Below are 21,793 nucleotides of genomic sequence, written 5' to 3'. Positions count from 1 at the left end.
TGCTGTGGTGTGGGTGGGGGTCAGTCTTGGGTCGGTGGTGGGGTGGCCCCGGCTGCCCGGCGCCGGGTGCGCAGTATCAGGAAGGCGACGGCCGCCAGGGCGAGCGCGCCGGCTCCGAGGGACGCCGGGAGGACGGGGAAGGCGGTGGAGTCGTCTGCCGCCGCGACGGGGGCGGCGTTGGGCCGCGGATTGGGTTTGGCCGACGGGTTGGTGGGCGGTGTGGGGTCGCTGCCCAGGTTGGGGAGGGCGGGGAGCGTGGCCTTGGCGTCCACGGCGACGGCGAGCGAAACGGGGTCCATCTCCGTGCCTGCCCGGTACATCCCGCCGAAGGCCTTGGCGCCGTCCGCGGTGAGCCTGGCGGGTGCTTCGGTCAGTGTCGCCAGGCCGTCCTTGGGCTTGAGGTCCTTGGCGTCGAAGGTGGCCAGCGGTGTGCGGTCCGTTGTGGTGCCGGCGGTGGTGACCGTTGCGGACAGCGTGCCCCTGCCGTCCGCGACCTTCACGGCGAACCGGCTCAGCGCGAGGTCGAGATGGGTGCCGGTGAAGCGCACGCTTCCGGTGAACTCGGCGTCCAGAGTGCCGTGTTGGGGGTCGTAGCCGCCCTTGCCGCGGGGGAAGCGGAAGACCGCGCCGCCGTCCTGGGCGCCGTCGGTCAGTCGCCACGCGCCCTTGGCGATGTCGCCGGTGACGTACTCGCGGAAGGTGCGTCGTACGCCCCAGTCGACGGCGGCGTCGGCGAAGGCGCCCGGTTCGTCGTTGTTCCGGCGGCCGTCCTTGTCCTGTGTGGCGTCGTGCGGCCCGCCGTGGGCGTCGGCGTCGCCGCTTCGGCCCTTGGCCGCGCCGTCGCCGGAGGCTGCCCTGACGTCGGCCGACAGGCTCACCGGGTCCAGGGCGGTGCCGGCCGGGTAGTACCCGGCGAAGGCCCGCGCGCCCTGTGAAGTGAGCGTGGCGGGAACGTTGTTGAGGGCGATCGGGCTGCCGCCGCCGCGGGTGTCCACGCCGCCGAGGTTCAGGGAGGCCAGCGGCACCCGGGCGGCCGTGGTGACCTTTCCGGTGCCCTTCGCCTTGCTCGTCAGGTCGGCGTAGAGGGTGCCGCTGCCGCCGGAGACGACGACCTGCGGCCGGCTGATGGTCAGGTCCAGTTCGAAGCCGCCGTCCGGCTTCCGGTGGCCGGTGAAGCGCACCGCGCCGGAGAAGCCGGCGGTCAGCGCGCCGGTGGTGGGGTCGTAGTCGCCGGTGGCGGAGTGGAACCGGAAGCGGTTGGCGCCGACCGTGGCGGCTCCTTGGCTCAGGCCCCAACTCCCTTGCGCGATCGGTCCGGTGACGTATGCCTGGAAGGAGGACTTGACGGCCCAGTCCAGTCTGCCGCCGGAGACCGTGCGTTGCTCGGCCCATGCGGTGGTGGCGGTGGTGAGGGGGAGCAGCCCGCCCAGCAGTGCCGTCAGGAGCGCGAGGGCGAGTGCGCGGCCGTGGGCGCGGAAACGGCCGCGCATGCGGGCTCGGCCGTGAGCGCGGCCGCGGGGATGGCCGCGGACCGGTCTGCGGGGCAGCAGCATCGAGGACCCCTTTCAGGGCTGGTCACTAAGGTAAGGCTAACCTAAACTCCTTCACGTAAGTCGCGTCAACCCGCACCAACCAACGCCAACCCACCCCAACCCCCACCCACGTCAACCGACCTCCTCAGAAAGGCGGGACAGTGACCGCGCCCCTCCGGGCCTCCGACGGCCGGGGCCTTCGCACCCGCAGCGCACCGGCCGCCGCACTCGCACTCCTGCTGACCCTCGTCGCGCTGCTCACCGGCTGCGGCGGCAAGGAAGGCAGCGCCAAGGGCGGGAGCGGCCAGGGCGGTTCCCCGACCGCGGCCCGGCCCGCCGCCGATCGCGTCGAGCCGCTGGCCGGCCCGGCCCCCGCCCCGACGCTGCCGGCGACCGCGCGCTCCGCCGACGGCCACGACGTGACGGTGCGCAAGGCCGACCGGATCGTGCCGCTCACCGGCTCCCTCTCGGAGCTCGTCTACTCCCTCGGCCTGGGCGACAAGGTGGTGGCCCGCGACATCACCACCACCTTCGAGCAGGCCAAGCGGCTGCCCGTGGTCACCCGCGCGCACGACGTCTCGGCGGAGAACGTGCTCTCCCTCAAGCCCGACGTGGTGCTTGCGGACACCACCACCGGACCGGCCGAGGCCCTCGCCCAGATCCGCGACGCGGGCATCCCGCTCGTCGTCCTCGAACCGGCCAAGCGCCTCTCCGACGTGGGGAAGCGCATCGACGCGGTGGCCGCGGCCCTCGGCGTGAAACCGGCCGGTACGGCACTCAGGCAGCGAACGGAGCAGCGCCTGGCGGCAGTTGAGAAGGAGATCCCGCGGGAGAAGAAGCACGGTGAGGGCCGACCGCGGGTGGCCTTCCTCTACCTCCGCGGCTCGGCCTCCGTCTACCTCCTGGGCGGCGCCGGCTCGGGAGCGGACTCGTTGATCGAGGCGGCCGGGGGAGTGGACGCCGGCAAGGACTCCGGGCTGACCAAGGACTTCACCCCGATCACCAGCGAGGCACTGGCCAAGGCGGCGCCGGACGTCATCCTCGTCATGACCAAGGGCCTGGACTCCGTGGGCGGGATCGACGGGTTGGAGAAGATCCCCGGCGTCGCCGAGACCCCGGCCGGGATGAACCGCCGGGTGGCCAGCGTCGACGACGGCGTGCTGCTCAACTTCGGCCCGCGGACGGACCAGGTGCTCGCCTCGCTCGTCGGCCAGTTCCACGCCAAGGGGAAGTGACATGGCAATCCCGGGCCCGACGACCACCACGCACACCCCGACGGGAGGCTCCGCCGACGCGAGGGAGCCCGCCCCCTCATCGCGCCCCACCCGCCACCGCGTCCCCTTCCTCCTCACCCTCGGCCTGGCCGCCACGCTGCTGCTGGCCGCCCTGCTCTCCGCCGGCACCGGCGCGTACGACATCCCGGTCGGCGACGTCGTGGGGTCCGTGCTGCACCGACTCCACCTCGGCGGCGCGGAGTTGGACCGGGTCGGCGAGAGCGTGCTGTGGAACGTACGAGTGCCGCGGGTGGTGCTCGGGCTGCTCGTCGGGGCCTCGCTCGGCTGCGCCGGCGCACTGATGCAGGGCGTCTTCGGCAACCCGCTCGCCGAACCCGGCGTCATCGGCATCTCCTCGGGCGCGGCCGTCGGCGCGGTCGGCGCGATCGCGCTCGGCCTGACGTTCCTGGGCAACTGGACGGTGACGGTCTGCGCGTTCGCCGCCGGACTGCTCACCGTCACCCTCGTCTATCTGCTCTCCCGCTCCGGCGGGCGCACGGAAGTCGTCACGCTGATCCTCACCGGCATCGCCGTGAACGCCTTCGCCGGCGCCCTGATCGGCCTGTTCGTCTTCCTCGCGGACAACGCCCAGATCAGCCAGATCACCTTCTGGCAGCTCGGCTCGCTCTCCCAGGCCACCTGGCCGAAGGTGCTCGCGGTGCTGCCGTGCGCACTTGCCGGCCTGGCCGCGGCGCCGCTGTACGCCCGCAAACTGGACCTGCTCGCGCTCGGCGAGCGGCCCGCCCGCCATCTGGGCGTGGACGTCGAACGGCTGCGGATCGCCCTGGTGTTGGTGGTGGCGCTGCTGACCGCCGCGGCGGTGGCGGTGGCCGGGATCATCACCTTCGTCGGGCTCCTCGTTCCGCACCTGCTACGGATGGCCGCGGGCCCCGGCCACCGCTTCCTGATCCCGGGCAGCGCCTTGGGCGGCGCCCTGGTCCTGGTGGTGGCCGACCTCGCCGCCCGTACGGCGGTGGCGCCCGCCGAACTACCGTTGGGCGTGCTCACCGCGCTGTTCGGCAGCCCGTTCTTCCTCTGGCTGCTGCGCCGGACCCGCCGCAGACAGGGCGGCTGGGCGTGACGCCGGGGGCGGCCGGACGGACGACCAGACACCGCACGAGTCCGGCCGGACATACACGGCTCCACGCCAACCCCATCGCAACCCGCCCAACCATCAAGGAGACCAGCCGTGATCGGCAAGCTGCTCACCCGGACGTCCCGGCGCACCCCGGCCCGGCCCGAGCCCGGCCGGGAGTACGTCAGCGCCCGCGGGCTGGTCGTGCGCCTGGGCGGACGGGCCGTGGTGGACGGGGTGGACCTGACGGTCGCCGCCGGCGAGGTGTTGGCGCTGGTCGGCCCCAACGGGGCGGGGAAGTCAACCCTGTTGGCCGCGCTCGCCGCCGACCTGCCCGTCGGGGGCGGCGAGGTCCGCATCGACGGCCGCCCGGCCAACGACTGGTCCGCCCCCGAACTCGCCCTGCGCCGTGCCGTCTTGCCGCAGTCCGCCGCGCTGTCCTTCCCCTTCACCGTCGCCGAGGTCGTACGGATGGGCCGGGCGCCCTGGGCCGGTACGCCAGCCCAGGACGAGGACGAGCCCACGGTGACGGCGGCGATGGCGGCCACCGAGGTGGCACGGTTTTCCGAGCGGCCCTTCTCCGACCTCTCCGGCGGAGAGCGCGCACGGGTGGCACTGGCCCGCGTACTGGCCCAGCGTGCCCCGCTCCTCCTCCTGGACGAGCCGACCGCCGCCCTCGATCTGCGCCACCAGGAACTGGTGTTGAGAATCTGCCGGGAGCGGGCGGCGGCCGGGGACGCGGTGGTCGTGGTGCTGCACGACTTGGGCCTGGCCTCGGCGTACGCGGACCGGGCCGCCGTGCTGCACGGCGGCCGGATCGCCGCTCAGGGGCCACCGGCCGAGGTCTTCGAGGCCGGCCTGCTGTCCCGGATCTACCGGCAGCCGGTGGAGGTGGTCGAACACCCCAGGACCGGCCGACCACTGGTCATCCCCGTACGCGACCGCTGAACCGCAGTTCGCCGTCATTCACCCCAGGCGTTTGACAGCGAGCCCGGTCGCCCAGGAATCCTTCTCGGCGACCTGGCCGCTCTTCGGCCCGATGCCCTTGATCCTGGTCGGAGTCGCGTCCGGGGCGAACGCGTGGTGGAAGGTGAAGGCGTGCGGCGTGGAGCCGTGGTCGTGGAGGTGCTCCAGTCTGGAAACCCCGTCCTGCCAGGTGGGTATCACGCCGTCGGAGACCCACCAGAACACGTAGGCCGGGTGTTCTGACCTCTCGAACCAGTCGTAACGCCTGTTCAGCGCCGCACGGTGCAGACCGGTGTAGATGGCGTCGAAGGCGGGGCGCAGGTCGGTCCAGAGCGAGAGGGTCGTGGCCAGGGCGAGGGTCTCCACCGTATGGCCCTTGCCGTACCAGGTCGGTACGGCGAACTCCCCCCATGCACCCCAGTCCAGGTCGAAGTGTGTGCCCCGGCCGCCGGCTGCCGCTTCAGCACGAGCGAGATATCCGGGGTGCTGACTGATCGACCGGTAGACGGCCTCAGCACCGTCGTGGAACTCGCGCGTCAGAGGTGCGGGATCGGCGAGAGGTGACTTCAGGACGCCGAATGTGTACAGAGCAAGATGGGGCATGCGTCTCTCCCTGGTTGAGGGCCTGGTGTGGACCCGGTTCGGTGGCTTGTGCAGGGCGGCGAGGGCGCGTGGGGCGTGACCGACGCACCCCGTCGAGGGCGGCTCAGCCTGAAGAAACCCCCGTGCGACCGTGGGCGACCACCGAAGGCCAGGTGAATGTAGCTGCCTCTGCGGGCCATGTCGAAGTTGCGTTTTCCCTGTCCAAGTGGCCTCTTGGGCAGGCCTTTCGGGACTTGGGGCGGTGGCGCCGCCTGCCGTCGTGGAAGTGCGCACGGCCCGGCACCGCGGGGGAGGAAGGAGCATCGACAGCTCCGCTCAAGCTGGTGTGCCGGGGCGACGCCAGCGGGGTCGGCTGGGTTGGCTGACGCGGCGACTGGGTTCGCTGTCGAGGGACAACCGCGGAACCGAGGGCCTCGCGCAGGGAGGCGAGGGATTTTCAGCGAACGTTGAGCGGGGGGTGGTGTCGACGCTCCGGCGCTCCGGCGGTCGGGCTCAAGCGCGGCTGGTGGCGTCGGTCTGCTCACGCAGGATGTCGCCGTGGCCGGCGTGGCGGGCGAATTCCTGGATCATGAGCAGATAGATCCATCGCAGGCTGACGGTGCCGACGACAGGGTGCTGTCGGGTGGCGTCGAGGTCGATGCCCGCGGCGATCGTTCGTGCGCGGTCGCTGGCGCGCTCGAACTCGGCGATGACGTCGGCCACTGTCTCGTCGTCACCGACCACGAAACTGTCCTCGCCCACCATCGCACCGTCACATTCGGAGTCCGGCAACCCCGCCAAGACGCGCTGAAACCAGTTCCGTTCAGCGAACGCGGCATGTTTGACCAGCCCGATCGACGTCGTCATGGACGGGACGCGACGGTGGCGGGCCTCTGCTTCGGAGAGTCCGCGCACCGTGTCGATCAGCTCGGCCCGAACATGGTCAAGCAGGTATTCGAGAAGCTGGCGCTCGGGGCCGTCGGTAGTGCGAATCGGGTCCTGCATGGCGGGTGTCCCCCGTTTCCCCCAGACAGCCAGGCCGCGGCTGCCACTCAACCTCCGCTGAGCGTACCGAGCTGCCACCGGTCTTCGCTGAGATTGCTCAACCTTCGCTGCGAGAGCGCGGAGTGCGAAGGGCAACGCGCCGGGCCCAACCGCGCTCCCTGCGCCAGGCGTCACGCCAGGTCACCACGTCAAGGCGTTACGACCAGCGGGGCGTTGCGTTGCGCGTCCGAGATCAGTTCGTCCGCGGCCGCGATCAGTGCCCGCAGGGCCTTGATCAGGCCGGTGCGTTGGTCGGTGGGGAGGCGGGCGACGATCGTGCCGATCTCCTCCGAGCGGTGAGCCAGGACGTTCTCGACCAGATGCCGGCCGGCCGGGGTGAGGCGGAGGACGACCTCGCGGCGGTTGGCGGGGTTGATCTGCCGGTCGACGAGGCCGACGGCCTGCAACCTGTCGACCATGCGCAGCGCCGTGGAGGCGTTGACCTCCAACGCGGCGGCCAGTGCGGCCAGTTTGCCCGCACCGTGACTGTGCAGGACGACCAGGGTGCGGAGTTGGGGGAGGGTGAGTGTGGGATCGGTGGCGGCGAGCGAGCGGGCGGAGATCGCGACGAAGAGCCGGGAGGTTTCCATCAGTGCAGCGGTGACCTCTTCGACGGTCTCGTGCGCGTCGCGCTTCGGGGCCGCTGCTTCGCCGTCACGGTGGGTGTACTGCTTCATGGTCTTGCGCCATGGTCAGGTGAGGTGCCGGAGTTTTCCTGGCAGGCGATAGGCGCCGGAAGGGGTGTTGTTGTGGGCGCCTGTTTATCCGTTTTTGGCTGCTTTATTGCACTGAGCAATGATACTCTGATGGTGAGGTCATTCGAAATATCTGAGGGGAAGCGATTCGGATGTCGGACCTCTCTCATCACGCCCCGGACATCACCAGTCACCCCGACGTCCCGGAGATGCGCGAGCGTTACGCCAAGCTGGTCGGCGGAGGCCAGGCAGTCGCTCTCGACGGCCTGGTCCTCCTCACCGGTATCTACGCGGCGATCTCCCCGTGGGTGGTGCACTTCCGTGTGACAAGCCCGGAACTGACCGTGAACAACCTCATCATCGGCCTCGTTCTGGCCGTGATCGGCCTGGGGATCACCCGGGCACCCGAGCGCATGTACCGGCTGACCTGGACCTGCGCGGCGATCGGTGTCTGGTTGATCATCTCGCCGTGGGTCGTGACCGCCGGCCACCACGCGACCGCCGGAATGATCTGGAACAACGTCGTGCTCGGCGCCGTGACGCTCGTCCTCGGGTTGGCCGCAACCCGGTTGGCGATGTCGGCGGAACAGCGGCCAAGGACCGGTAAGTAGCCGGCGCGCACCGCATGGCGACCGCTCCGGAAGGAGGTGGCCATGACTCTACCCATGCGTGACCGGCGAGCTCTCGCCGAGATCGAACAGTATTTCCTGGAGGACGATCCCGAGTTCGCACTGCTGCTGGGCACCTTCGGTGGCGCCGGGACCGGGGGCCGGCGGACCGGACTCGTGCGGCGGCTCCGGACAGGTGTGGTGATCGCCTACCTGGCGGTCACGGTGAGCGGCGTGCTGTTCGTCGCCGGGGCCGTGGCCCGGGACGCGGCGCTGCTGATGGCGGCCGGGGCCATGGTGTTGGCCTCCGGACTCCCGTGGGTCTGCGCCCGGTTCCGGCGCGGGGCGGAACGCCCGGCTGAGCCGGACCTCCGTCGCGGCGGGCACGCGACCCGATGAACCGGCTGGAAAGTGGTGATTCCATGAAGTGCTACGACTGCGTGCAGGCCGGTGAGTTCGTCGACGCGGTCGGCGTCTGCCACCACTGCGGCGCCGGGGTCTGCCTGCAACACTGCCATGTCGCCCTGGAGCCCGGTCACCGGCTGGCCGGCGTCGGTCAGTCGACGCTCTCCCGACCGGCCCGCGAAGTCACCTGCCTGACCTGTCATGCCTCCCAGTCGCTACCTGCTCGGGTGGCTACCAAGGGAAACGCGCGGTGACGCTGCGGAGGGACTGGCGAGCGGAGGCACCCGGTCGCGAACGCCAGTCACCCCGGGCGTCCCCCGCGCGCCGACAGGCCAGGCAGGCGCATGCTCGGACAGTGGTCAGAGGACTGCCACCGGGCCGGCTGGCGTCGACGATCCCCGATAAAATGAGCCCTCGTAGCTGTCGCACCCGAACGTGCACGGGTAGTTGCCGGCGCGGCGCGGAGCAAGGCATGGCTGGCCTCCGGGGGTAGGCCCGTGGCGGCCGGCCGGGAAGGACACCGATGGCCACACAGATCACCTGCCGCAGGGTTTACGAGGAGAGCACGGCACGGGACGGCAAGCGGGTGCTGGTCGACCGTGTCTGGCCGCGCGGCATGCGCAAGGAGGACCTGCACCTCGACGAGTGGCTGCGCGAGGTGGCCCCCTCCACCGAGCTGCGCAAATGGTACGGCCACGACCCGGACCGCTTCGCCGAGTTCCGCCGCCGCTACCTCGGCGAACTGCGCGATTCCGAACACCGGGAGGCCGCTGTGCACCTGCGCGACCTCGCGACCCACGACACCGTCACGCTGCTGACCGCCACCAAGGACATCGAGCACAGTCAAGCGGCGGTGCTCGCAGAATGGCTGGCCGAGAAGCGGTGAAGTAGCAAGAACCTCGGCAAAGCGGATCACCGCGGAGGATCGGACGGTATAACGGTCCCCATGTCTCCGCACCCACCGGCATCACCCGAGCCCGCCGATCAGCCTGCCGACCCGCCCGCGACGGGTCGCCTCGACGAGGAGGCGGAGGAGGTCACGGTCGCCGTCATGGCGGCGTCCCGCCTGATCATGGCCGTCTCGGCGCGCGCCCTGGCCTCGATAGACGACGCCATGACGCTGCCGCAACTGCGGGCCCTGGTCGTGCTGGAGAGCTGCGAACCCCTCAAACTCGCGGCCATGGCCGCTACATTGGGCGTCAATCCCTCGACCGCCATGCGGATGGTCGACAAGCTGGAAGCCGTCGGACTGGTCGACCGCAAGCCCAACCCGGAAAACCGCCGCGAGGTCGTGCTGCGCCTCACCGCGGAGGGACGGACCATGGTCGAACGGGTCCTGGCACACCGCAGGGCCGAGGTCCGCACACTGGTCGGCCGGCTGCCGAACCAACAACGGGCCGAGCTGGTACCGGCGTTGCGGGCGCTCATCGAGGCCGCCGGCGAGCTGGCCGTCGACCCCTTCGACGAGGTGCGGCGGATAGGTGGGATCGTGGCGGACCCGCTCGCCCCGGGCGGCCGCGACGGTCTGGTGTGACAAGCGCGACCGGCCCCGCCGACGGAGCGGGACCGGCCGTCGTCTCGGTCAGCGCGGGGCGCCGGCCCGCCTCTGCCGCGTGGCGGGGCGGGTGGTGGCGGGATGCCGATAGGGGGTGGTGCGGGCGCGGGAGCGGTACACGACGTACGGCCGGATCAGATAGCCGACGGGTGCGGTGAAGGCGTGCACGAGTCGACTGAACGGCCACAGGGCGAACAGGACCATGGCGAGCAGGGCGTGGCACTGGTACACGAGCGGGGCGTGCGCCATCGCCGGGACGTCCGGGTCGAGTTCGAACAGGCTGCGGAACCAGACGGCGACGCCCAGTCGGTAGTCGTAGGGGTTGGCCACCGAGGACGCGGTGGCGGTGAGGCCGGCCACCAGGACCAGGGTCAGCAGCGGGTAGACCAGGCGGTCGCTGCGGCTGGTCGCCTGGCGCACCGCGGGCACCCGCAGCCGCCGCCACAGCAGGATGCCCAGACCGCACGCGGCCGCGATGCCGGCCGCGCCACCCATGGTGAGGGCGACCGAGTGGTACATCTCCTCGCTCACCCGGAACCGTTGGGTGAGCGATTCGGGCACCAGGAGCCCCATCACATGACCGCCGGCGACGAACAGCAGCGCGTAGTGGAACATCGGGCCGCCGATGCGCAGCAGCCGGGCCTCGTGGAGTTGACTGGAGCGGGTGGTGAAGCCGAAGCGGTCGTGGTGGTAACGCCAGAAGGTGCCGGCCACCAGGATGGTCAGGGAGAGGTAGGGCAGTACGCCCCACAGGGCGATGCGGAGGTGGGTGGTCACCGGCGGACTCCTTCGTCGCCCGGGGTAGCGCGGATCGGGAATGGCACGGGGGGCGCCTCGCTGGGTACGGGGGCCGGCCGCGGTCCGGCGGCGGGCAGGGTGTGTTGGAGGGCGCGCAGCACGTCGGCGTACGGGCTGCGGTAGTCCGCCAGTGCCCGGGCGAGCAGGTCCACGGCGCCGCGGTAGTGATGGAGCACCGGGATGCCCGCCTGGGGACAGCGGGCGGCGAACTCCAGCACGACGGGCAGGAAGTCGGGCAGCTCGCCGTCGTCGGGTTCCCAACCGTGCTCGCGGTAACGGGACTTGAGCGCGGCCAGGGCCGCCCCGCGGCGACGGGTGTCGCCGTCGGTGTAGTGGGTCAGATGGAGGGTCCGGCGTCGGCTGCGGTCGAAGGTGATGACATAGCGCGAGGCCAGGTCCAACAGCGGGGCGCTCGCCGTCTCGACGCAGAAGCCGAGCAGTAACTCGACCTCCGGACCCTTGAGTTGGGTGAGTGCGGCGGCAACCTGGGGGAGCCGCTCGGCCCAGACCGGGTCCGGGTAGGACAGCAGCAGGGCGGTCGCCTGGTGAACGGCGCGGTGACGGTTCATCAGCTGCTGCCCTCCCCCTGCTGCCGCGGCGGGAAGAGGCCCTGCGGCTTGCCGCGCCCGTTCCAGTTGAACAGGTTGACCCGGTCCCGGAGCCGACCGGTGGACGCCGCGGTCCCGGCCAGGGGAGGCGCATGGAACGCCTCCGGGTCGTACATGCCCGGCCCGCCCTGGCCCTCCAGGCTGCACCCGTGCGCGGTCGCGTCGTCCTCCCGGTCCCGGCCGACGGCGTAGCCGGTGGGAATGACGTAGCGGTCCTCGTACTTGGCCACGGCCAGCAGCCGGTACATCGCCTCGATCGAGTGCTCGTCCAGGCCGACGCCGCGCGCGATCGCCGGATCCTGCTCCTCGCCGAGGTTGATCCGGCGCATGTGCGCGCGCATCGCGGCCAGTCGGCACAGCGCGTCCTCCACCGGCGCCCGGTCCCCGGCGGTGAACAGGCCGGCCAGGTAGTCCAGGGGGATGCGCAGGGTGTCGATGGCGCCGAAGAGGTTCGCCGGGTCCTCGCCGTCGTGACCGCCGCGGGTTAGGGCCTCGACGACGGGGGAGAGCGGCGGGACGTACCAGACCATGGGCAGCGTTCGGTACTCCGGGTGCAGCGGTAGGGCCACCCGGTACCGGGTGATGAGGTCGCGCACGGGCGAGCGGCGGGCCGCCAGGATCCAGTCGTGCGGGATGCCCGACTCCTCGGCGGCGCGGACCACCTCCGGGTCGTTGGGATCGAGGAAGCAGTCGAGTTGGGCCTCGTAGAGGTCCCTCTCGTCCGGGACGGCCGCGGCCCGGCCCGCCTTGTCGGCGTCGTAGAGCATGACGCCGAGGTACCGCAGCCGACCCACACAGGTCTCCGAGCAGACGGTCGGCTCACCGGCCTCGATGCGCGGGTAACACAGGGTGCACTTCTCCGCCTTGCCGGTGGAGTGGTTGAAGTACACCTTCTTGTACGGGCAGCCGCTGACGCACATCCGCCAGCCGCGGCACCGGTCCTGGTCGACCAGGACGATGCCGTCCTCGATGCGCTTGTAGAGCGCGCCGGAGGGGCAGACCGCCACGCACGTCGGGTTCAGGCAGTGCTCGCAGATCCGCGGCAGGTAGAACATGAACGCCTGCTCGTACTCCAACTGCACCTGCTCGTTCATCCGGCGCAGCACGGGGTCCCCGGCCAGGTGGTCGGGGCCGCCGCCGAGGTCGTCGTCCCAGTTGGGGCCCCAGGTCACCTCGGTGGGCCGCCCGTCGATCAGTGAGCGGGGCCGGGCGGTGGGCAGGTCGTCGCCCAACGGCGCGGAGATCAGCGTCTCGTAGTCGTAGGTCCAGGGCTCGTAGTAGTCGCTGAGGGTGGGGAGTTCGGGGTTGGCGAAGAGGCGGGCCAGGCGGCGGGCGCGGCCGCCGGTGCGCGGAACCAGGCGGCCGCGCCCGTCCAGGCGCCAGCCGCCCTTCCACGTGTCCTGGTCCTCGTGGCCGCGGGGGTAACCCTGGCCGGGACGGGTCTCGACGTTGTTGAACCAGGCGTACTCGGTGCCCTGCCGGTTGGTCCAGGTCTGCTTGCAGGTGACCGAACAGGTGTGGCAGCCGATGCACTTGTCGAGGTTCATGACCATCGCGACCTGTGCCATGCAGCGTCCGATGGAGGTGGCTTTGCGACGGGGCATCTCTTCAGTACTCCACGTGCTGGTCGCGACGGCGGATGACGGTGACCGCGTCCCGCTGGTTTCCGGTGGGACCGTAGTAGTTGGGCGCGAACGACAACTGTCCGTAGCCGCCGATGAGGTGGGTGGGCTTGATCAGGAGGCGGGTGAGGGCGTTGTGCACCCCGCCGCGGCGCCCGGTTGCCTGGGAACGGGGGACGTTCACCAGGCGTTCCTGCACGTGGTACATGAACACCGTGCCGGGCGGCATGCGGTGCGAGACCACCGCCCGCGCGGTCACCACGCCGTTGGGGTTGACCGCCTCGATCCAGTCGTTGTCCGCGGCACCGATGGCCTCGGCGTCGGCCAGGCTCATCCAGATCACCGGCCCACCACGCGCCAGGGTCTGCATCAGGAGGTTCTCCTGGTACTCGGAGTGGATCGACCACTTCGAGTGCGGAGTGATGTAGCGGACCGTCACCGAACGGGCGTCGTCGTCGACCGGATCGCTGCCGTGGACCATGGCGCGGTCCAACGGGGGCCGATAGACGGGGAGTTGCTCACCGTATTCGGCCATCCAGTCATGGTCGAGGTAGAAGTGCTGCCGCCCGGTGAGGGTGTGCCAGGGTTTGCGGTGCTCGGTGTTGACGGTGAAGGGGGCGTAGCGCCGGTCAGGGGCCTCCTTGCCGGACCACTCGAAACTGGTGCCGACCTGGACCGGCCGGTTCTGGGTGTCGGAGAACACCACCCGGCGTTCGTGGACGGAGGCGGCTAGCTCGCTGAACCCGGCGACCGGCCCACAGCGCTCGGAGAGCTGGTCGAAACCCTCGGCGGCCAGGCGCCCGTTGGTGGTGCCCGACAACGCCAGGATCGCCTCGCAGAACTTCACGTCGGTGTCCAACAGCGGACGACCGCGCGCCGGACCGGACAGGGCGGTCCCGCACCGCTCGGCCAGCCAACGGGACTCCGGACCGGGGTGGACGGTGAGCCCCTTGACCGTCATGCCCTGCTGCTCGGCGAGCGGGCCGAACGACGCCAGCTTGGCCGCCACCGCGGTGTAGTCCCGCTCGACCACGCTGAACAGGGGCATGTTGCGGCCCGGCTCCGGACGGACGCCGGGCTCCCGCCAGTCACACACCGTCCCGCCGGGCTGCGCCGTCTCCCCGGGCGTGTCGTGCTGCGGCACGGTGGCCACCAGGTCGTAGGCGGTGTCCAGGCGTCCCGCCGCCAACTCGCTGAACTTCGCGGCCAGTCCCTGGAAGATCTCGAAGTCGGTGCGGGCCTGCCAGGGCGGGTTGATCGCCGGCGAGAAGGCGTGCACATAGGGGTGCATGTCCGTGCTGGACAGGTCGTGCTTCTCGTACCAGGTCGCCGCCGGCAGGACGAGGTCGGCCATCAACGTGGTCGAGGTCATCCGGAAGTCCAACGCCAACAGCAGATCGACCTTGCCGCGCGGCCCGTCCTCGTGCCAGGCAAGGTCACGCGGCCGACTCCCGGGCGGGACCTCCTCCGCACGGGCGTTGTCGCTCGCCCCCAACAGGTGCCGCAGGAAGAACTCGTTGCCCTTGGCCGAGGAACCGATCAGATTGGCCCGCCACACGGTGACCACCCGCGGCCAGTTCGCCGGATCGTCCGGATCCTCACAGGCGAACTTCAGGCGCCCGGCCGCGAGTTCGGACGCCGCCCAGTCACCCGGCTCACGCCCCGACTCGTGCGCCTGCCGACCGAGCTCCAACGGATTGGCGGTGAACGCCGGAGCGGAGGGCATCCACCCCAACCGCATCGACTGCGCCACCAGGTCCGCGGTGTGCCGACCGGCGAACGCACCCTCGCCGGTCGGAGCCGTCAACGCATCAGCGTCCTGCGCGTCGTACCGCCACTGGTCGGTGTGCAGATACCAGTACGGCGTACCGGGCACCTGCCGGGAGGGGCGCACCCAGTCCGCGGCCGACTGCAACTGCTGCCAACCGGTATACGGGCGGACCTTCTCCTGCCCGACATAGTGCGCCCAGCCACCGCCGTTGACGCCCTGACAGCCGGTGAGCAGCAGCAGGGTGAGAAACGAGCGGTAGATGGTGTCGGAGTGGAACCAGTGGTTGGTGCCCGCCCCCATGACGATCATGCAACGGCCGCGGGTCTTCTCCGCCGTGTGCGCGAACTCGCGCGCCGCACGCACCACGGCGCGGGCCGGCACCGAGGTGACCGTCTCCTGCCACGCCGGGGTGTAGGGGAGCGAGGCGTCCTCGTAGTCCTCCGCCCAGTCACCCGGCAGCCCCGACCGCCCCACACCGTACTGGGCCAGCAGCAGATCGAACACGGTGGTCACCCGACGCCCGCCGAACTCCCGCACCGGCACACCACGCCGCACGGTGCCCGGCGCATCGAACCGCGGCAACAACACCGTCACCCCGGTGCCGTGCTCCCGGTGGAAGGTCAACGCGGGCTCGATCCCGGCCAGATCCAGGTTCCACCGCCCGGTGCCGCTCTTGGACCAGCGGTCGCCCAGCGTCCCGTTCGGCACCACCGGCCGGTCGGAAACCGCGTCGAGCAGCACCGGCTTCCACGCCGCGGTCGCCTCCTCCTCCGACGCGATCCCCAGATCCGCGGCCGTCAGGAACTTCCCCGGCACGAACCCCTCTTCCCGCTCCTCCAGCGCGACCAGGAACGGCAGGTCCGTGAACTGCTTGACGTAGTCGGTGAAATAGGGGACCTGGCGCTCGACGAAGCACTCCCGCAGCACCACGTGCCCCATGGCCATCGCCAGCGCACCGTCCGTCCCCGGATGCGGATGCAGCCACTCGTCCGCGAACTTCGTCGCGTCCGCGTAGTCCGGCGAGACCACCACCACCTTCTGCCCCCGGTAGCGCGCCTCGGCCATCCAGTGCGCGTCCGGGGTCCGGGTCACCGGCACGTTCGAGCCCCACAGCATCAGGTAGGCGGCATCCCACCAGTCACCCGACTCCGGCACGTCCGTCTGGTCCCCGAAGACCTGCGGCGAGGCGATCGGCAGATCCGCGTACCAGTCGTAGAACGACACCATCGGCGCGCCGATCAACGACATGAACCGCGCACCGACCGCATGCGACGCCATCGACATCGCGGGGATCGGCGAGAAGCCGGCGATCCGATCCGGCCCGTGGGCGGCGATGGTGTGCACATGGGCCGCCGCGGCGAGCTCCAGTGCCTCGTCCCAACCGATGCGCACCAGGCCGCCCTTGCCGCGCGCCGACTGGTACCGCCGCCGCTTGGCCGGATCGGTGGTGATCTCCGCCCAGGCCGCCACCGGGTCCCCCAGGCGCTGACGCGCCTCCCGGTAGAGCTCCAACAGGACCCCGCGCACATGCGGGTAGCGCACCCGGGTCGGCGAGTAGGTATACCAAGAGAACGAGGCCCCGCGCGGACACCCGCGCGGCTCGTACTCCGGACGGTCGGGCCCCACCGACGGATAGTCGGTCTCCTGCGTCTCCCAGGTGATCACGCCGTCCTTGACGTACACCTTCCACGAGCACGAGCCAGTGCAGTTCACTCCGTGAGTCGAGCGAACCACCCGGTCGTGGGCCCAACGCTCCCGGTACGGCGCGTCGTTCACACCTTGATCGGTCCGGAAGACCGCCCTCAGGTCCGGTGTGGTGGGGGCCCGCCGCAGGGCCGTACCCACTTGCAACAACTGATCTGCAGCCTTCGCCGCAACGCGCTCGGCTTCTTTCCGGGCGCCGCCTCGTACCACCACCGTCGCTCCTTTCACAACACGCGATGAGCGGCACCGACCTCTCGGGGCCCCGTACCCGGGCGGTCGCGTTCCACCGGAACCAGCTTCACCATGCGGAGTCCCTGCTGACACACCATCACGACAGGCTTGATGAGAGTTATACGTAGTTTTTCTTGCGCTTTGCAATACTTGCCAATGGCATGCACTTCGCTGTGAGTGACGACCCGTCGGTCACCCGCACAAAGACCGGCCTGACAAGGCGCAATCCTCCAGAGGACGGAGAGCGGGGGAGGTGTTCCACGAGGCGAACGGGGGCCGCTCGACGCCCGCCACGGTCGCGGAACCGCCGCGAAACGGGCGCCGATCGGCGAGCGGAGGGAAGGTCCTTCGGCGAGCGAAACGGAAGCTGTTCGATGAGTGGGGAGGAAGCGGTTCGACGGGCGGAACGGAACGGGCATCACGAACGTCACCGGCGGGACCGGCGGGCCGGACGGCCGACGCGGCACCGCACGGAGTCCGGACGGAATCGGTGTACGGGTCCGGACGCCCCTGGCCCGGCACGCGCGTACTGGTCGACCGAAGACTGACGCTGACGTGCGTGCCCCTGATCGTGCGCCCCGACATCTGGATGCCCGGGGTCGCCCCCTCCGCCGCCCTCTGGCGCTGGTACGACCTCGACGAGGCCAACTACCCAGCCTTCGCCCGCCGCTACGCCCGGGAACTCGCCGAGGATCCGTCACGCGCCGACGCCCTGCGCCGTCTCCGCCAACTCGCCCGCACCGGACCGCTGATCCTCCAGACCGCGGCGACACCGCTCCACCTCGGCCACGCCAGAGTCCTGGCCCGCCAGTTGGCGACCGACACCACCGACCGTCCGCCCGAGGGCGCCGGCGACGCGGCCTGCTGGCTGAGGGCGGTCTGCCCCCCACTGCGGCCGGGTCCCGGACGAACCGATGAGCGTCTGCCCGTCCTGCGGGATGCCGCTGCCACGGCCGGGGGAGGGGTATTGACGGTCGTCGGAACGGCCGCCGCTACTTTTTAGTCCACTGGCATATGTGTCGGCGGCGATCGTTCGCAAGACTGCGGGCGTTGGCCGCGTCGGCCGGAAGCCGGATGTGAACTCCCCCTGCTGGGAAGGGTGGTCGTCACCTTCGCCCCGCCCAACGACCTGGGCGTACTCGACCACGACGGCACACCGCCCACCGGGGAGACCGTCCACAACCCGCTCCGCGCGATCACCGACAGCACCGGGAGCGGCAGCGAGGTGGTGTTCACCCTCCGCCGTCAACCGGGCATGAGCGACGCCGACTTCGAGCGGGACGACGCCGGCATGGTCGCCGCCGACCTGGCCCGGCTCAAGGAGTTGTTGGAGTCCTCCGCCCGCCGGCAACGGTGAGTCAGCCGGACTCCTCGCTCGCCTCCCCTTCGGCCCGGTTGATGATGCGGCAGATGTGGGAGCCGGTGCAGGTGGCCGGTTCGGTGGTGGCGGCGCGTCGGGCGAGGACGCGGAGGGAGGCGCGGGTCTCACGGAGCTCGGCCATCCGGCGTTCGATCTCACCCAGGTGCTGCTGAATGAGCGCGCCGACGTGGTCACACGGGGCGTGCCCGCTGTCGCGCAGGGTGAGGATGCCGCGGATGTCGGCGAGGGTGAGCCCGGCGCGCTGGGCGTCGCGGATGAACGCGAGGCGGGTGACGGCCTCGGGCGGGTAGTCGCGGTAGCCGCCGGGGGTCCGCGGTGGTTCCAACAGGAGACCGGCCTGTTCGTAGAAGCGAACGGTTGTGGTGGTCACCCCGCATGCCGCGGCGAGCTCCCCGATGCGCATACCCCCAGGCTAACCCTTGACCTTCCAGTGCACTGGAAGGTCTACCGTCATGGCATCGGCACAGGCATCCATCGCCGGCACAGGCTTGGACGCACTGCGAGACGGGCGTGGGAAGGGAAGGGTGACTGCGATGCGGATCACGGTACTGACCGTGCCTGAGTGTCCCAACGGCCCCGTCGCGCACGAGCGGATCCAACGCGCGTTGGCTGGGCGTCGGGTCGAGGTGACATCGGTGACGGTCTCCGACGAGAGGGAAGCGGCCCGGTGGGGCATGACCGGATCACCCACCGTCCTTCTCGACGGCATCGATCCTTTCGCCCCGTCTGCGGCGCCGCCAAGCGTGTCGTGCCGCCTCTACCACCATGGCGACGGCACCACGGACGGCGCCCCGAACGTCACCGAACTCCGCCGGGCACTCAGCGCGTTCGAACTGGACGGACCGGATGGACCGGGCGGACCGGTCGGACCGGACGCGCTCGGCGGACTGAAGGGACTGGCCGGAACGGAGGAGCGGGGCGAGGAGCAGGGGCCGGCCGACGCCGATGACGACGCCTGCTGCGAGAGCGACGCGTTGGACCTGGTAGGAAGGGGCGGACGCGGCCGGTTGGCGCCGGAGGAGCGGGGCTTGCGGGCCGTGCAGCAGGCGGTGCTGCGCCACTTCGCCACCACCGGCCGGGCGCCGGACACCGCGAGGCTGGAAGCGGCGACAGGCGGCGCCGCAGACACTGCCCTCCGTCCCGTGAACGAGGTGCTGGCCGAACTGGCACGGGAGGACTTCCTGACCCTGGACGAGAACGGACGGATCGCGGCGGCCTATCCGTTCTCCGCCACGCCGACCCGCCACCGAGTGGTCATCGATGGCGGGACCCGGGGAACCCAGGGGATTCACGCCTGGGCGATGTGCGCGATCGACGCCCTCGGCATCCCCGCGATGCTCGGCAAGGACGTCGTGGTCCACTCCTCGGACCCGGTCACCGGCGAGCCGATCACCGTCACCCTCGCGGCGACGGACACGGCGACGGGCACCAACCAAGACAGTCACGCTATTTGGGAGCCGTCCACGGCGGTGGTGTTCGTCGGCCGCCGCTCCTACTCGGGCCCGGCGGCCGCGGTGTGCTGCGACGCACTGAACTTCTTCGCCTCCGGCGCCACCGCCCGCGCCTGGAAGGCGGACCACCCCGACGTGCACGGCCGACTCGTGGACCAGTCCCAGGCCGAGCACATCGGGCGACGCGTATTCGGTCCGCTGCTATCGAACGTCCCCCGGTATGACGGAAATTGAGGGGACGTCAGCGGGCCGAAGCGGCGTGTTGGACCTGTCCAGCGCCGCGCAGTCTTCGCCCCCAACGGCCCCAAGCCGCCGTACCGGTCGTGTCGTTGCCGGATCGGCCTATTGCGCTCCGCCGGCCGGAAGGTGGTCGCCGACCTGCTCGCGCAGCCACTCGTCGTCGAACACCTTGCTCAGGTAGTTGCGGCCGGAGTCCGGAATGACCACGACCACCAGGTCGTCCGGGCCGAGCTCGGCGGCGACGCGTAGCGCTCCGGCCACCGCGGTGCCTGCCGAGGCGCCCACCAACAGCCCCTCCTCGCAGGCCAGTCGGCGGGTGGTCAGCAGCGAGTCGCGGTCGCTGATCCGTTCGAAGTGGTCCACCACATCGGTGTGGAACGACTGCGGCCAGGAGTCGTCCACCGTCTCGGGGTGGCGGAACAGGCCGATGCTCTCGACGGCGTACGCGGTGCCGGGCCCGCCCGAGTAGACGGATGCCTCCGGGTCGGCACCGATCACCCGGACCCGGCCGTCGCTGACCTCCTTGAGGTAGCCACCGGTGCCGCTGATCGTGCCGCCGGTGCCGACGCCCGCCACCAGGTGCGTGATCCGGCCCTCGGTCTGCCGCCACAGCTCCGGACCGGTACTGCCCTGGTGCGCACGGGGGTTGGCGGGGTTGTTGTACTGGTCGGCCAGCCACGCGCCGGGAGTGGTCCGGGCGATCCGCTCCGCCGCGGCCCTCGGGTGCTCGGGGTGTTCGCGGGGTACGTCGCCGGGGCAGATCACCACTTCGGCACCGTAGGCGCGCAGCACCGACACCTTCTCGGCACTGCTCTTGTCCGGCAGGGTGAAGACACAGCGGTAGCCGCGTTGCGCCGCCACCATGGCCAGGCCCACCCCGGTGTTGCCCGAGGTGGTCTCCACGATGGTGCCGCCCGGCCGCAGCAGCCCGGCGTCCTCGGCGGCCCGCACCATGGACAGCGCGATGCGGTCCTTGACGCTGCCGCCCGGGTTGACGTACTCCAACTTCGCGTAGATCGGGGTCGAAAGGCCCGTGGTGATCCGGTTGAGCCGTACCAGCGGGGTGTTGCCGACCACGTCGACAAGGGATTCGTAGACGTCCATCGCAGCAGTCTGCCGGAAAGATCGAGGCCCGGGAGCAGCCTCCCGGGCCTCGGACCCGAAACGCGTCAACCGCGCCGCGTCGACAGCGCGGTACGGCGACGCAGTCGCGTCGGGGCGGCTACGTTGTCACGGCGTTCCACATTTGAATCGCGTACCCGTACGGCCACGGGGCCGTGGCAAGTAGGCCGCCCTGGAGCGGTGTTGACCGCGAGCACGGGATGGATGCCCCGTCGGTGCGGCGGTCCGTGGCGTCAGAGGGGGCCCGGTGGTTGCGGTGGCCTCGCTCATCGTGTGGCACCGTTCAACGCCTCGTCCGCCTTGCGTGCCTCGTTCATCCCGTGCGCCTCGTCCGCCACGGTGTCGGGCTGGTCGGCGTCGGGGCGCGGGCCGATGACGCCCTCGGCGGCCAGTTGGTCGTGGACCGCGTCGACGAGCCCGTGCAGCACCCTGATCTGGGACTTGGTGAACAGCAGCACCGCCACGATCAGCACGATGCCCGGCAACTGGGACAGCAGGAACGACTCGTTGAACCTGTCGACATCGAAGCTGTAGACGACGATCACGCGCAGCACGGAATCGACCAGCGCGGCGAGTCCGAACGCCGCCGTCACCATGCGCTCCCGGGTCCGGAACGGCCGGGAGCGCTCCCACGCCTGCTCGTAGGCGACGGTGCGGTCGGGATCGCCGTCGGTGGCCATCGGGGTGGCCGCCACATAGACCAAGGGCCGTCCCGCGACGCAGGTGAGGAGCAGGTAGACGGCCGCGAGCAGGGTGTAGAAGGACGGCTTGGCGGCGACCAGGCGCGGGTCGTCGGAGACGAACAGCAGGGCGACGGTCAGCGCCATTTCGAGGACGACGAGCAGGCCGATGACGTCCAGCTTGCGGCGCCGAATGGTGTGTATCAGTGCCCACAGGCCGCCCGCGGCGCCGGCGAGGGTCAGCGCCCAGACCTGGCTCAGGCCGACCAACTGGTGCAGGACGTAGAAGCCCGCGATCGGGATGACCAGGTCGAGCACCATCGGGGCAAGGGCCCGGAACTTCTGTGTCGGGCCCGGGGACTTGACTGCTGGGGTCTTCACGCGAGGGCTCCCTTGATGAGTGTTTCTGGTGGCAGGCTGCGGCATATCCGGAATGCGCAGTCATTACC

Annotated in this window: 20 protein-coding genes and 2 pseudogenes; 11 read left to right on the top strand and 11 right to left on the bottom strand. The window is 70.8% G+C overall.

What is annotated here, in order from left to right:
* Positions 1-20 precede the first annotated feature (20 nt).
* Positions 21-1,490, bottom strand: coding sequence for an HtaA domain-containing protein (locus ACIQU6_RS28740; protein WP_403484591.1), 1,470 nt, complete (start codon positions 1,488-1,490; stop codon positions 21-23).
* Positions 1,491-1,693: 203 nt separating this feature from the next.
* Between ACIQU6_RS28740 and ACIQU6_RS28735 the strand changes: the two genes are divergently transcribed.
* The 3 genes from ACIQU6_RS28735 to ACIQU6_RS28725 all read left to right on the top strand — a co-directional run bounded on the left by ACIQU6_RS28735 (position 1,694) and on the right by ACIQU6_RS28725 (position 4,829).
* The gene (locus tag ACIQU6_RS28735; protein WP_403484590.1) at positions 1,694-2,767 is read left to right on the top strand and encodes a hemin ABC transporter substrate-binding protein; all 1,074 of its coding nucleotides are present in this window, start codon (positions 1,694-1,696) and stop codon (positions 2,765-2,767) included.
* A gap of 1 nt (position 2,768) precedes the next feature.
* Positions 2,769-3,887, top strand: coding sequence for a FecCD family ABC transporter permease (locus tag ACIQU6_RS28730; RefSeq protein WP_403484589.1), 1,119 nt, complete (start codon positions 2,769-2,771; stop codon positions 3,885-3,887).
* 120 nt (positions 3,888-4,007) lie between these two features.
* Entirely contained in the window at positions 4,008-4,829 is an 822-nt protein-coding gene (locus ACIQU6_RS28725) for a heme ABC transporter ATP-binding protein (protein ID WP_403484604.1), read from the top strand.
* 18 nt (positions 4,830-4,847) lie between these two features.
* On the opposite strand, the gene ACIQU6_RS28720 is transcribed toward ACIQU6_RS28725, so the two are convergent.
* The 3 genes from ACIQU6_RS28720 to ACIQU6_RS28710 form a co-directional block, all read right to left on the bottom strand.
* Complete coding sequence (locus ACIQU6_RS28720; protein ID WP_403484588.1) at positions 4,848-5,450, bottom strand: DUF3291 domain-containing protein; 603 nt, start codon at positions 5,448-5,450, stop codon at positions 4,848-4,850.
* 492 nt (positions 5,451-5,942) lie between these two features.
* Positions 5,943-6,434, bottom strand: a complete 492-nt coding sequence (locus ACIQU6_RS28715) for a DinB family protein (RefSeq protein ID WP_403484587.1) — start codon at positions 6,432-6,434, stop codon at positions 5,943-5,945.
* A 188-nt stretch (positions 6,435-6,622) separates the two neighbouring features.
* Positions 6,623-7,150 carry a MarR family winged helix-turn-helix transcriptional regulator gene (locus ACIQU6_RS28710; RefSeq protein WP_403484586.1) on the bottom strand — a complete coding sequence of 176 codons (528 nt, stop codon included), beginning with the start codon at positions 7,148-7,150 and terminating at the stop codon, positions 6,623-6,625.
* A gap of 170 nt (positions 7,151-7,320) precedes the next feature.
* On the opposite strand from ACIQU6_RS28710, the gene ACIQU6_RS28705 reads away from it, so the two are divergent.
* From ACIQU6_RS28705 to ACIQU6_RS28685, 5 genes are all read left to right on the top strand, one after another.
* Positions 7,321-7,779 carry an SPW repeat protein gene (locus ACIQU6_RS28705; RefSeq protein ID WP_403484585.1) on the top strand — a complete coding sequence of 153 codons (459 nt, stop codon included), beginning with the start codon at positions 7,321-7,323 and terminating at the stop codon, positions 7,777-7,779.
* Positions 7,780-7,821: 42 nt separating this feature from the next.
* Entirely contained in the window at positions 7,822-8,175 is a 354-nt protein-coding gene (locus tag ACIQU6_RS28700; protein ID WP_403484584.1) for a DUF3040 domain-containing protein, read from the top strand.
* 23 nt (positions 8,176-8,198) lie between these two features.
* Entirely contained in the window at positions 8,199-8,435 is a 237-nt protein-coding gene (locus ACIQU6_RS28695) for a DUF2180 family protein (RefSeq protein ID WP_403484583.1), read from the top strand.
* Between the two features lie 269 nt (positions 8,436-8,704).
* On the top strand, positions 8,705-9,067 hold the full coding sequence (locus ACIQU6_RS28690; protein WP_403484582.1) for a DUF488 domain-containing protein: 363 nt from the start codon (positions 8,705-8,707) through the stop codon (positions 9,065-9,067).
* 60 nt (positions 9,068-9,127) lie between these two features.
* Positions 9,128-9,715 (top strand): MarR family winged helix-turn-helix transcriptional regulator, encoded by a 588-nt coding sequence (locus ACIQU6_RS28685; protein WP_403484581.1) that lies wholly within the window; start codon positions 9,128-9,130, stop codon positions 9,713-9,715.
* Positions 9,716-9,763: 48 nt separating this feature from the next.
* Here the strand turns inward: ACIQU6_RS28685 and narI are convergent, their stop codons facing one another.
* Genes narI through ACIQU6_RS28665 form a run of 4 tightly spaced genes read right to left on the bottom strand, consistent with a single transcriptional unit; the run spans position 9,764 to position 16,449 of the window.
* Complete coding sequence (gene narI / locus ACIQU6_RS28680) at positions 9,764-10,513, bottom strand: respiratory nitrate reductase subunit gamma (RefSeq protein ID WP_403484580.1); 750 nt, start codon at positions 10,511-10,513, stop codon at positions 9,764-9,766.
* Positions 10,510-11,103, bottom strand: a complete 594-nt coding sequence (gene narJ / locus ACIQU6_RS28675) for a nitrate reductase molybdenum cofactor assembly chaperone (RefSeq protein WP_403484579.1) — start codon at positions 11,101-11,103, stop codon at positions 10,510-10,512. The genes narI and narJ overlap by 4 nt, the downstream gene beginning before the upstream one ends.
* Complete coding sequence (gene narH, locus ACIQU6_RS28670; protein WP_403484578.1) at positions 11,103-12,746, bottom strand: nitrate reductase subunit beta; 1,644 nt, start codon at positions 12,744-12,746, stop codon at positions 11,103-11,105. Before narH ends, narJ begins: the two co-directional genes overlap by 1 nt.
* Before the next feature lie 4 nt (positions 12,747-12,750).
* Entirely contained in the window at positions 12,751-16,449 is a 3,699-nt protein-coding gene (locus ACIQU6_RS28665; protein ID WP_403484603.1) for a nitrate reductase subunit alpha, read from the bottom strand.
* Positions 16,450-16,960: 511 nt separating this feature from the next.
* Here ACIQU6_RS28665 and ACIQU6_RS28660 point away from each other — a divergent pair.
* Together ACIQU6_RS28660 and ACIQU6_RS28655 are read left to right on the top strand one after the other, a co-directional pair.
* The gene (locus ACIQU6_RS28660) at positions 16,961-17,473 is read left to right on the top strand and encodes a DUF488 domain-containing protein (RefSeq protein ID WP_403484577.1); all 513 of its coding nucleotides are present in this window, start codon (positions 16,961-16,963) and stop codon (positions 17,471-17,473) included.
* Between the two features lie 87 nt (positions 17,474-17,560).
* Positions 17,561-17,827, top strand: a pseudogene (locus ACIQU6_RS28655) (SRPBCC family protein); the annotation flags it as partial.
* A gap of 1 nt (position 17,828) precedes the next feature.
* On the opposite strand, the gene ACIQU6_RS28650 reads toward ACIQU6_RS28655, so the two are convergent.
* Positions 17,829-18,254 (bottom strand): heavy metal-responsive transcriptional regulator, encoded by a 426-nt coding sequence (locus ACIQU6_RS28650; RefSeq protein ID WP_403484576.1) that lies wholly within the window; start codon positions 18,252-18,254, stop codon positions 17,829-17,831.
* A 130-nt stretch (positions 18,255-18,384) separates the two neighbouring features.
* Here ACIQU6_RS28650 and ACIQU6_RS28645 point away from each other — a divergent pair, with 130 nt between their 5' ends.
* A complete protein-coding gene (locus ACIQU6_RS28645) occupies positions 18,385-19,536 on the top strand; it encodes an alkylmercury lyase family protein (protein ID WP_403484575.1) in 1,152 nt (383 codons plus the stop codon).
* Positions 19,537-19,656: 120 nt separating this feature from the next.
* Here the strand turns inward: ACIQU6_RS28645 and ACIQU6_RS28640 are convergent.
* Positions 19,657-20,646: pseudogene (locus tag ACIQU6_RS28640) on the bottom strand (PLP-dependent cysteine synthase family protein); the annotation flags it as partial.
* A 284-nt stretch (positions 20,647-20,930) separates the two neighbouring features.
* Entirely contained in the window at positions 20,931-21,725 is a 795-nt protein-coding gene (locus tag ACIQU6_RS28635; RefSeq protein ID WP_403484574.1) for a VC0807 family protein, read from the bottom strand.
* Positions 21,726-21,793: the final 68 nt, after the last annotated feature.

The sequence above is a fragment of the Streptomyces sp. NPDC090442 genome, assembly GCF_044769405.1.
Lineage (GTDB): Bacteria > Actinomycetota > Actinomycetes > Streptomycetales > Streptomycetaceae > Streptomyces.
The sequence above is the reverse complement of the archived record's forward strand: the minus strand, read 5'-3'. Positions and strand labels throughout refer to the sequence as shown.